General features: G+C 69.3%; 9 protein-coding genes. 2 read left to right on the forward strand and 7 right to left on the reverse strand.

Translation table 11 applies throughout. From position 1 onward, the window contains the following. Positions 1–15 precede the first annotated feature (15 nt). Genes DL991_RS23860 through DL991_RS23875 form a run of 4 tightly spaced genes read right to left on the reverse strand, consistent with a single transcriptional unit; the run spans position 16 to position 3,013 of the window. Positions 16–936: an ABC transporter permease subunit gene (locus tag DL991_RS23860; protein ID WP_125786563.1), complete on the reverse strand. Its 921-nt coding sequence runs from the start codon at positions 934–936 to the stop codon at positions 16–18. 14 nt (positions 937–950) lie between these two features. Next, positions 951–1,748, reverse strand: coding sequence for an ABC transporter permease (locus DL991_RS23865; RefSeq protein ID WP_125786564.1), 798 nt, complete (start codon positions 1,746–1,748; stop codon positions 951–953). A gap of 9 nt (positions 1,749–1,757) precedes the next feature. Then, a complete protein-coding gene (locus tag DL991_RS23870; protein ID WP_125786565.1) occupies positions 1,758–2,621 on the reverse strand; it encodes an ABC transporter ATP-binding protein in 864 nt (287 codons plus the stop codon). Continuing rightward, entirely contained in the window at positions 2,618–3,013 is a 396-nt protein-coding gene (locus DL991_RS23875; RefSeq protein ID WP_125786566.1) for a GntR family transcriptional regulator, read from the reverse strand. The genes DL991_RS23870 and DL991_RS23875 overlap by 4 nt, the downstream gene beginning before the upstream one ends. A gap of 437 nt (positions 3,014–3,450) precedes the next feature. On the opposite strand from DL991_RS23875, the gene DL991_RS23880 reads away from it, so the two are divergent. After that, positions 3,451–6,429, forward strand: coding sequence for a BTAD domain-containing putative transcriptional regulator (locus DL991_RS23880; RefSeq protein ID WP_125786567.1), 2,979 nt, complete (start codon positions 3,451–3,453; stop codon positions 6,427–6,429). Here the strand turns inward: DL991_RS23880 and DL991_RS23885 are convergent. The 3 genes from DL991_RS23885 to DL991_RS23895 form a co-directional block, all read right to left on the reverse strand. Continuing rightward, a complete protein-coding gene (locus tag DL991_RS23885; protein WP_233598952.1) occupies positions 6,426–6,968 on the reverse strand; it encodes a hypothetical protein in 543 nt (180 codons plus the stop codon). The two genes, DL991_RS23880 and DL991_RS23885, sit on opposite strands and share 4 nt — an antisense overlap. Positions 6,969–7,374: 406 nt before the next feature. Further along, positions 7,375–8,376 carry a Gfo/Idh/MocA family oxidoreductase gene (locus DL991_RS23890; protein WP_125786568.1) on the reverse strand — a complete coding sequence of 334 codons (1,002 nt, stop codon included), beginning with the start codon at positions 8,374–8,376 and terminating at the stop codon, positions 7,375–7,377. Between the two features lie 4 nt (positions 8,377–8,380). After that, on the reverse strand, positions 8,381–9,385 hold the full coding sequence (locus DL991_RS23895) for a LacI family DNA-binding transcriptional regulator (protein ID WP_125786569.1): 1,005 nt from the start codon (positions 9,383–9,385) through the stop codon (positions 8,381–8,383). A 123-nt stretch (positions 9,386–9,508) separates the two neighbouring features. Here DL991_RS23895 and DL991_RS23900 point away from each other — a divergent pair, with 123 nt between their 5' ends. Then, complete coding sequence (locus DL991_RS23900) at positions 9,509–10,408, forward strand: sugar phosphate isomerase/epimerase (RefSeq protein WP_125786570.1); 900 nt, start codon at positions 9,509–9,511, stop codon at positions 10,406–10,408. Positions 10,409–10,428: the final 20 nt, after the last annotated feature.

A 10,428-nucleotide genomic window follows, 5' to 3' on the forward strand; every position in this document is an offset into this window, starting at 1 on the left:
CGGTCCGCCGCCGTCTCAGCGACGGCGGCGGACCGTGCCCCCTACCGCGACTCCCCCGAACACCGCGGTCGCGGCCAGCAGAATGCCCGCCTCGGTCCATTGGAACCGCCAGAACCGGTCGACGGGCTGGTAGACGGTGAAGTCCTGATACCCCGCCGCCTGAGCGCACGCGCTCTTCCCGACCCCCACCGGGCAACCGGGCACGTCGTCCAGCGAACTCATCTCACGGCCGTCCGGCGTGACCCTGCCCAGCTTGACGATCAGCGCCCCTTTCGCGGCCGCGTCCGGGCCGAGCGTGCGCACCGGCTCGGCGTAATGCGGCCTCAGGAAAAGCAAGACGATCGATGCCGCGAGGAACACCGCGACCGTGATCGCGATGGCGGGCAAGGTCTTGCGCACGAGCGCCCCGGCCGCCGCACCGAGAGCGAACGCGAACAGCCACCAGGCGGCGGGCGCGACCCCGAGCGCGCCGAAGTAGGACGTCTCGGCGAAGCTCTCCGCCTTGCCAGGAAACATTTCCAGCCACGCGCCGAACATCTGCCCCGAAGCGAGCCCGGCCAGCATCGCGCACCCGGCGAGTACGCCGAACTTGACGGCCAGCCAGTGCCCGCGGCCGACCGACTGCGTCCACGCGAGCTGATGGGTGTTGCGCTCGTACTCCCTGGAGAGCAGCGGCGCACCCCAGAAGACGCCTGCCAGCAAGGGAACGAACGGCACCATCGCGACCAGCGGGTAGATCTTCTGATAGAGATCCTCCAGTCCCGCGTCGTACTCACGGCACGGGACGCCGCCGCCGTGACAGTACAAGGAGGTCTCGCCATTCGAGGCGTCGACGGCGACCTGCACGGAGAGGAGCAGGACGCCGCCGAGCACGGCCAGGAATCCCAGGGTGACCAGCAGCTGGGTACGGTGCTGCCGCCAGGTGAGCCAAAGCAAGTAGGTGCGCCTTTCTAGGAACGACGTCGGATGGCGAAGGTCGCGGCGACGGTGAGCAGGAGCGAGACACCCGCGAGGATCGCGGCTTCGGTCCATTGGAAACGCCAGTAGAAGTCCGCGGGCAGGACCTTGAGCGCGGTGACCTCGCCGGCGGCGTCCGTGACCATGTCCAGCACCCGGCCCCCGGGGCCTTGGTCGCCGAAGCCCATGGAGACGAGTTTCGGTTCGGCGTAGAGGTCGCGGAAGTTCCCCACGCCGATCATCAGGCCGACGGTCACCGCGATGGTGACGGCGATGGCGGGCAGCATCTTGCGGATGAACGCTCCCGCTGCGGTGCCGAGCACGAACCCGAAGAGCCACCACGCGCCGGGCGCGACGCCGGTCATCGCGAACAGGACCGGATTGTCGAAACGGCTGGTGAAGGTGGTGTCGCCGCGATCGGTGGGGAAGACCTCCACCCAGCGCTGCATCATCGTGCCGAACGCGAGACCACCGAGGGTGGCGAGCACGGCGAGGAAACCCAGTTTCACGCCGAGCCAGCGGAATCGTGAGATCGACTGTGTCCAGGCGAGTTTCGTGGTACCGCGTTCGTATTCCGCCGCGACCAGCGGGGCGCCCCAGAAGACCCCGATCGCCACCGGGACGACCTGCAACCAGGAGAGGTAGGTGTACAGATCGGCGAACAGCTTCGCCGGGTCCGGGCTGTCCGCCGCGGCGTTTCCGTTGACCAGCAACAGGATCCCGACGACGACGAGCAGACCGGCGGTGATCAGCAGCTGCATCCGGTGCTGACGGTAGGTGAGCCAGATCATCGTTCCCCCTTACGCCGAAGCCAGTGTCGGACGAGGCAGGCTCGCGGATTCGGGCCGCCGCAGGTAGGCGAGCACCAGTTCCTCCAGGGTCGACGGCCGCTCGGTCCACTGTGGACCCAGCGGGACCGGTTCGGTGCGGGCGAACACGGTCGCCTGCCTGCCCGCCCTCGCCTCGTCCACGATCGCGACGCGCCTGGCCAGCGCGTCGGCCTCCTCCACCGGCCCGGAAAGGATCCGGTGCCCGGCGACGAGTTCGTCGATGTCGCCGCTGACCTGCACCCGGCCGCCGTTGAGGACGATCAGCCAGTCGCAGGTGTTCTCCAGGTCGGAGACGACGTGGGACGAGAGCAGGACGGTCATCCCGGTCTCGGCGACGGCCTCCATCAGGCCGCGCATGACCTCGTGACGGGCCAGCGGGTCGAGGTTCGCGAGCGGTTCGTCGAGCACCAGGAGGTCCGGGCGTTTGGCGAGCGCGAGGGTGAGCGCGACCTGCGCGCGCTGGCCGCCGGAAAGCTTGCCGACCTTGTGCTTCAAGGGAAGTCCGAGCGAATCGATGCGCTTGAGCGCGAACTCGTCGTCCCAGCCGGGGTTGAGGCGTCTGCCGAACTTGAGCATCTCGGCGATGCTGAAACCCGGGTACAACGGCTTGTCCTGGGCGAGGAAGGCCGTGGTCCCCTGGATCGAGACCGAGCCGAGGGTCGCGTCCAGCAGCCCGACGGCCAGGTGCAGGAAGGTCGTCTTGCCCGCGCCGTTGGGCCCGACAAGGGCGACGACGCGTCCTTTCGGGACGGAGAGGGAGCAGTCGCGCAGCGCCCACTTGCGGCGGTAGCGCTTGCCGAGTCCGGTCGCCTCGATGACGGGTTTATCGGTCATGCCGTCCGCTCCCCTCGAAAGCCATCGACCACCACCGAGGTGAACAACGCCTCGACGTCTTCCTGATCGAGCCCCGATTCCCGCGCGTCGCGGACCCAGATGCCGAGGCTCTTCCTCAAGCGCGTGCGCTCCGCGAACGAAGCGCCTCCGAGCGTCTTCTGGACGAAGGTGCCGAGGCCCGGCTTCCCCTCGACGAGCCCTTCGCGCTCCAGCTCGCGGTACGCCTTGAGGACCGTGTTGGGATTGATCGCGAGTTCCGCGACCACTTCCTTCGCCGTCGGCAGCCGGTCTCCCGGCTCCAGCAATCCCAGGCGCAGGGCGTTCTTGACCTGCTGGACGAGCTGAACGTACGTCGCGACGCCCGAGCCCTTGTCCAAGTGGAAGGTGACCACCGGCAACACCCTTTCACTAATTAAGTAGTGAAAGGGTGCAGGCAGACGCCCGCCCTTGTCAAGCGATCAAGGTTGCTCGCCGCGAAACGCCGAAAACCGTGAAGGCCACCTTGAGGGACTCTGAGTCCCTCAAGGTGGCCTTCACGGAAAACCCCCAGCCCCAGTCAAGAAGAAGCGCCAGTTCGACGACACGGGGGGAAGACGTCGAGCTGGCACTACCCCCAACCCCCACCGCCACTGGAGAAGGCGGTGCCTGTGAAAGGTGTAGGTGTCCACCGTCGTACCGGAACCGAATGGGGGGTCCTGCCCGTCTTGTTGGTTGGGCACGGTTCCGGCGACGGGTCCTCGGTGGACACTCGGCAAGGATCACGCGGGCCGGATGCAGCGCGCTTGCACTACGCTTGCAGGCTCTGACGACGGTGAGCGGAGGTGGCCGGGTGGAGTTCCGCGTCCTCGGCGCCGTCGAGGCGTGGGCCGGTGGCGATCCGGTCGATCTCGGCTCGCCCAAACAACGGCTCGTGCTGGCGGTTCTGCTGCTGGAAGCGGGCAAACCGGTACCGCGCGACCGGATCATCGACCTGCTCTGGCCCGAAGAACCACCCGCCAGTGCACGAAACACCGTTCAAGCGCTGGTGTCCAGGCTGCGTGCGGTGTTCCGCGGCGCGGGCGGGCCGGAGATCGTCTCCGAGGGGACCCGGTACCTGCTCAAGCTCGATCCGCGCCAGGTCGACCTGCACCGCTTCACCGAGCTGACCGCGCAGGCCCGTGACGCCGACGACGAAACCGCTGTGGAGCTCCTGGACGAGGCGCTCGGTCTGTGGCGCGGCGAGGCGTTGTCCGACGTGGTGAACGGCGAGGTCGCCCAGCGGCTTCGCGGCGGCATCAACGAAGAACGCTGGACGGCGTTGGAGGATCGGGCCGAAGCGCAGCTGCGGCTCGGCCGCGGCAGGCAGGTCCTCGCGGAACTGACCGAACTGGTCGCCGCGCATCCCCTGCGGCAGCGGTTCGTCGGGCAGCTCATGCTCGCGCTGCACCGCGAAAGCCGCACTGACGACGCCCTTGAGGCTTTCCGCGCCTTGAGGGCCAGGCTCGGTAGCGAACTGGGTCTCGATCCGTCCCCGGAACTGCGGCGGCTGGAATCCGCGATCCTCGGCGCCGATCCCGCCCTCGAACCCGCGACCAGGCCCGAGCCGGTCCGCCCCGCGCAGCTGCCGCACGACGTCCGAGGGTTCGCCGGACGGGCGAACGAGCTGGAGCGCCTCGACGAGGCGACCCGCCATGCGGCCGAGGGCACAGACATCTGGGTCATCAGCGGCACCGCCGGTGTCGGCAAGACCGCGCTCGCGGTCCGCTGGGCCCACCGCGTCCGCGACGCTTTCCCCGACGGCCAGCTGTACCTCGACCTGCGTGGTTTCGACCCGGACCACGAACCGCTCACCCCGGCCGTCGCGCTCACCCAGCTCCTGCAGGCACTCGGCACCGCGCCCAAGGCCATCCCACCGGACATCGACACACGCGCCGCGCTGCTCCGGTCACTCCTCGCCGACAAACGGGTCCTCCTCGTCCTAGACAACGTGCGCGATACCGGCCAGGTACTCCCGCTGCTGCCGCCGTCCGGCACCGTCCTGGTCACCAGCCGCCAGCGGCTCGGCGACCTCATCGCCCGCACCGGCGCCCGCGCGCTCCCGCTGCCCGTGCTGCCCGCCGAAGACGCGCGGCATCTGCTGGAAGCCGTGCTCGGCAGCGAAACCGTCGCAGCCGAAGCCGTCGCGGCCGCGGAACTGGCGCGGCTGTGCGGGCATCTCCCGCTCGCACTCCGGATCGCGGCGGCCAACCTCGGCGCGAGCGGCGAACCCGAGATCGCCGAACTCGCCCGCGAGCTCGCCGGTGGCGATCCGCTGGCCGAGCTCACCGTCGACGGTGCCGAGGAAAGTGCCGTGACCACGGCGTTCGGCGTCTCCTACCGGACGCTTCCCGAGGAGCACCGGCAACTGTTCCGCCGGCTCGCGCTCGTGCCCGGCCAGACGTTCACCGCCCCCGCCGCGCAGGCGCTGACCGGCGTCCCGCATTCGAAGGCGAACCAGCAGCTCAAGGCGCTCACGGCGGCGCATCTCGTCGAGCGCTACACCCCTGGGCGCTACCGATTCCACGACCTCCTCCGCAGTTTCGCGGCGGGCCGCACGCTGGCGGAGGACACGAAACCCGAACGCGACGCCGCGGCGAGGCGGCTCTTCGAGAGCTACCTGACCTCCGCCGACGCCGCGGGCCGCACCCTCATCCCGCACTTCCTGCGCCTGCCACGCGAGGAACCGGCGGACAAACCCTTCGCCGACACCGAAGAGGCGCTGGCGTGGCTGGACGCCGAGTGGCCGAATCTCGCCGCCGCCGTCGAGCACAGCGCCGAACACGGCCCGCCCGAGTTCTCCTGGCACCTCGCCGACGCGCTCCGCGCCTTCTTCCACCAGCGCGGTCATCACGCGGAATGGATCGACACCGCCTCGACCGCGCTCAAAGCCGCCCGCCGCGGCGGGGCCGGGCAGGCGCAGGCGGCGATGCACCTGAGTATCGCGCTCGCCTGCGTCAACAGCGGACGCTACGACGAAGCACGCGAGCACCTCACCAGCGCCCTGCGCGGAGACCTCCTCGACGGCTGGGACGCCGGCCGCGCGGCCGTGCTCAACAACCTGAGCGCGGTGCACCAACGCCTCGGCGATCCGCAGGAGGCGATCCGCTGTGGGCTGGAATCCCTGCGGCTGTGCGAAGAACTGAACATGCCGGCCGTCTCGATGGCACTGGCGAACCTCGGTTTCCCGTACTGGCAGACAGGTCAGCTCGACGAGGCGCTCACCAACTTCACCCGCGCGCTGAAGGTCGCCGAACGGGACGGCGCCCGGTTCAGCGTCGCGGTGCTACTGGTGGATCTCGGCAACGTGCACCGCGACCTCGGCCTCCTCGACGACGCCTACGACTTCTACACCCGCGCGCTCGCGGCCAACCGCGAACTGGGTTACACCTACGGCGAGGCGACCGCGCAGTCCGGCAGGGCGGTACTCGAAAGCAGGCGAGACCCGAGCGATCAGAACCGCACGGACGCGCTCGAAGCCGTCGAACTGACGCGCAAGATCGGCGACCGGGGCACCGAGGCCTGGACCCTCGCCGGACTCGGCGAGGTCTGCCTGCGGCTCGACTTGCCCGAGGAGGCCGCCGAGCACTATCGGCTCGCGTTGTCGATCGCGCGGACGACCAGCTTCTTCTGGTGCGAGGCCGCCGCCCGGACCGGACTCGCGGAAACCCTGCTACGGCTGGGAAAACACCCGGAAGCCCGGACACACGGCGAGCTGGCACAGGACCTCGCCGCACGCTCCGGCTACCGGCTCGTCGAGGAACGCGCGAAACTGATCCTGGACGAACTCTAGACGCGTGTCTTGGTGTCGTACGACTTCACTCCGGCGGCGATCGCCGAAGTGATCGCCGTCAGGACAGCGAGGAAGATCGTCAGCGCCATGGCGGTGCTGTCGCTGTCGTCGAAGCTGAAGAGCCACTTGACCTGCGCGCCGAAGGGCGTGCCCCACACCAGCGGTGTCCCCACGAAGACCGCCACCACGTAGAACACGCAAAGCCCGAACAGAGTCCACGCACCGGGAATCCTGCGGGCGAACGTGAATCCCGCCGCGATCACCAGCACTACGGCGGAGATGACGCCGCTGGCCATGTTCTGCACCGTGATACCCGACAAGCGGCCGTCCGCCTCTACGGCTACGACGACGTTGTAGAGCGCGAACCAGACGAGCATGCCGGCGGCGAGCAGCGCCAGGACGCCGGCGATCACCGCGGCCACTGCGTTCGCCCTCGGCTTGGGCGGCGCGCCGACCCACTGCGTGGGGGCGCCAGGCGGCTGCCCGTACTGAGGGGAACCGGGCTGCGGCGGGTGGGGCCGCGGCGGGTTGGGCTGCATCCGCACTCCTCGCGCGTCCGGCGACACGAATCTTCCACCTGTCATGGTTCGCGGTCACCGTAGCGAATGGTGGCTCATGGTGTCCGGTCTTTGGCAGCAAGCTGCCTTCGCGCGCCAGCGGCCGTGAGCGGTACGGCGCAGGTGGCGAGATCGGCCCCGTGGCGTGTCGCGAGTATTCGGGTACGCCGGTGATTCCCCAGTACATGAAGGCCCCCTTCCTGTACCTAGACGCAAGGAAGGGGCCTTCATGTACTCCCAAGGCCACCGGCGGCAAGCCCTCGTGAGCGTCGGGCAGGCCGGAATCGCAGGTCCGTGAAGGACTCCTTACCTACCTTGAGAGTAGGGAAGGGGCCCTTCACGTCACGCCGGGCTGTGGCCTTCGCGCAGGGGTCGTGGGAACGCCACTTCAGACGCGAACCTCGTCCACACGGACCGGGCGGCGTTCGCGGCGGGAGAGCTCGCACGCCTCGGCGATGTAGAAAGCCTCCAGTGCGTCCGCCGCTCCGCACGGGCTCGGCGCGCGACCGGCGGCGACGTCGAGGAACGCCTTCAACTCACTGGTGTACGCGGGCCGGAAGCGTTCCATGAACCCGGGGTAGGCCGGGCCGGGTAACGGCTGGACGCCGGGTTCGACCGAGGTCAGCGGCGCACGGTCGTCCAGGCCCACCACGGCGTTGCCCGCCGAGCCGAGCACTTCGAGCCGGACGTCGTAGCCCGCGCCGTTGTACCGGGTCAGCGAGACCACCGCCAGCGTTCCGTCGTCCAGTGTCAGGGTCGCGGCCGCGGTATCGACGTCACCGGCGTCGGCGAAGAACCGCTCGCCCTTGTTCGTTCCGACGGCGTAGACCTCGACGACCTCGCGGCCACTGACGAACCGGACGACGTCGAAGTCGTGCACCCCGCAGTCGCGGAACAGACCGCCGGAATGCGCGACGTACTCGGCGGGCGGCGGTGCCGGGTCGAGTGTGGTCGCGCGCAAGGTGTGCAGCCAGCCGAGCTCGCCCGAAGCCACCGCGGCCCGGGCGGCCGCGTAGCCCGCGTCGAACCTGCGCTGGAAGCCGATCTGCACCGGTACGTCCGAACCGGAGATCTTGTCGATCACCGCGAGCGTGCCGGGGATGTCGGCGGCGACCGGCTTCTCGCAGAACACCGGGATCCCCGCGTCGACGGCCTTGAGGATCAGTTCCGGATGGGCGTCCGTGGCCGCGGCGATCACGAGACCGTCCAAAGAGGACGCGAACAGCGAGGGAATGTCCGTTGCCGCTTCGACGCCGAGTTTGACCGCGGCCGCCTGGGCGCGTGCGGCGTCCACGTCGGCGACGACCACGGACGAGACCGTGTCGAAGCTCTTCAAGGTCTCGGCGTGCGAAGTGCCGATCCGGCCGGCGCCGGCGAGTCCCAACCTCATGTGGTTACCTTTCTGGAGCGGCGGTGGTCGAACGGACCACCAGCGAGGGGTGCAGCAGATGCCGGACCGGTTCGGCACGTTCGCCCCGGACCCGTTCGAGCAGTGCCTCGACGGCCAGCCGCCCCATTTCGGTCCGCGGCTGGTCCACAGTGGTCAGTGAGAGATGGCGCAGCGCGGCGAGCGAGGTGTTGTCGTAGCCGACCACGGAAACGTCTTCGGGGACTCGCAGACCCGCCTCCTCCAGCGCGGAGATCGCGCCGACGGCGTTGAAGTCGTTGCCCGCCACCAACGCTGTCGGCAGTCCGCCCTGTGGCGGATCGCCGAGCAGTTCGAGCACGGCCTTCTCCCCGGCGGTGTCGGTGTGCTCGCTGCGCACGATGATCGGATGCAGCCGATGCCGCCGCATGGCCTGCTGGTAACCCCGGCGCCGGGCCGCGGCACCGGCCGCCAGGCCACCGTCCAGATGGGCGATCCTCCGGTGCCCCAAGGAAACCAGATGGTCGACGGCGAGCGCGGAACCCGCCTCCCCGTCGTCGTTGACCGTGTCCACTCCCGGCGCGCGCGAAGTGCGCGACACCAGGACGACGGGGCCCTGGGCGGCCGCTTCCTCGATCGCCGACGCGGGCACCACCGGCGACAGCAGGATCACCCCGGCCGGACGGAAGGACAACAGGCTCTTCAACGCGGCCCGCTCGCGCGCGGGACTGCGGCCGCCGGTGTTGAGGATCAAATGGAATCCGGCCGCTTCGGCCGCCGCGTCGAGCCCCTCGACGACGTCGGCGAAGAACGCGTTGCGAAGGTCGGAGACCATCACTCCGAGGACGGTCGACGTGCGGCTCGCCAGCGATCGGGCCATCGCGTGCGGTTCGTACCCCAGTTCGTGCGCCGCGCACAGCACGCGCGTCCGCCGTTCGTCGGACACGTTCGGCGCGTTGCGCATCACCAGCGACACGAGCGCACGGGACACCCCCGCTTTCGCGGCGACGTCCTCCATCGTCGGTCGCGCCATTTCCATCCTCCCCCTGCCCTTGACTTTACTGTGACGGACGCTACATGATTAGAGCGCTCTAATCAATAGAGCGCTCTAACCCGATCCCCGACCCCGAACCGCTGAATCTTCAGGAGGCCGCCGATGCCAGTGACGACATCCCGGATCCGCGTCGCCGCCGCCCCGATCTCCTGGGGCGTGTGCGAAGTCCCCGGCTGGGGCCGCGTGCTCGACGCGGGGACCGTACTGGGCGAAATGGCGGAGCTGGGAGTGCGCGCCACCGAGCTCGGCCCGCCCGGATATCTGCCGCGAGACCCGGCCGAGCTGCGCGGATTGCTCGGCGGATACGAGCTCGACCTGGTCGGCGGGTTCCTCGCCGTCGTACTGCACGAGAACCCCGAAGCCGCGTTGGCGGCGGCCGAGGAGTCGGCGGCGCTGTTCGCCGCCTGCGGTGGCGACGTGCTCGTGCTCGCCGCCGCCACCGGTCTCGACGGCTACGACGACCGGCCGAAGCTGAGCGACACCGAATGGGCGACCCTCGTCGAAACCTCCGGCGAGATCGGGGAAATCGCCGCGCGCCATGGACTTCGTACCGTGCTGCATCCGCACGTCGGGACGCACACGGAAACCGAGGAAGAGGTCGAGCGCTTCCTCGCCGATTCCACTCTGCCGCTGTGCCTGGACACCGGGCATCTCCTCATCGGCGGGACCGATCCGGTGGCGCTGGCCGAACGGTACCCCGAACGGGTCGGGCACCTGCACCTCAAGGACGTGCGCGGCGAACTCGCCGAAGATGTCCGTGCCGGAAGGCTTCCCTATACCGAAGCGGTGGGCAAAGGTCTGTATGTCCCGCTCGGCGACGGGGACGTCGACATCGAAACGATGGTCAGGTCCGTCCACGAGGCGGGCTACGACGGGTGGTACGTGCTCGAACAGGACACCGCGCTGAGCGAGGGGAGCCCGGAGGATCTACCGAAGCGGGATGTGGCCAGGAGTCTGGCGCATCTCGACGGAATCGTCAGCCGGCTCCCGGCTGCCAGGTAACGGAAGAAGCGAGGAGAGAC

The organism is Amycolatopsis sp. WAC 01375 (assembly GCF_003947325.1).
GTDB lineage: Bacteria > Actinomycetota > Actinomycetes > Mycobacteriales > Pseudonocardiaceae > Amycolatopsis.

Coding starts and splice junctions, on each gene's coding strand:
- DL991_RS23895 (WP_125786569.1), bottom strand. CDS start 9,385: ATGGCGCGACCGACGATGGAGGACGTCGCCGCGAAAGCGGGGGTGTCC.
- DL991_RS23900 (WP_125786570.1), top strand. CDS start 9,509: ATGCCAGTGACGACATCCCGGATCCGCGTCGCCGCCGCCCCGATCTCC.
- DL991_RS23865 (WP_125786564.1), bottom strand. CDS start 1,748: ATGATCTGGCTCACCTACCGTCAGCACCGGATGCAGCTGCTGATCACC.
- DL991_RS23890 (WP_125786568.1), bottom strand. CDS start 8,376: ATGAGGTTGGGACTCGCCGGCGCCGGCCGGATCGGCACTTCGCACGCC.
- DL991_RS23885 (WP_233598952.1), bottom strand. CDS start 6,968: ATGCAGCCCAACCCGCCGCGGCCCCACCCGCCGCAGCCCGGTTCCCCT.
- DL991_RS23870 (WP_125786565.1), bottom strand. CDS start 2,621: ATGACCGATAAACCCGTCATCGAGGCGACCGGACTCGGCAAGCGCTAC.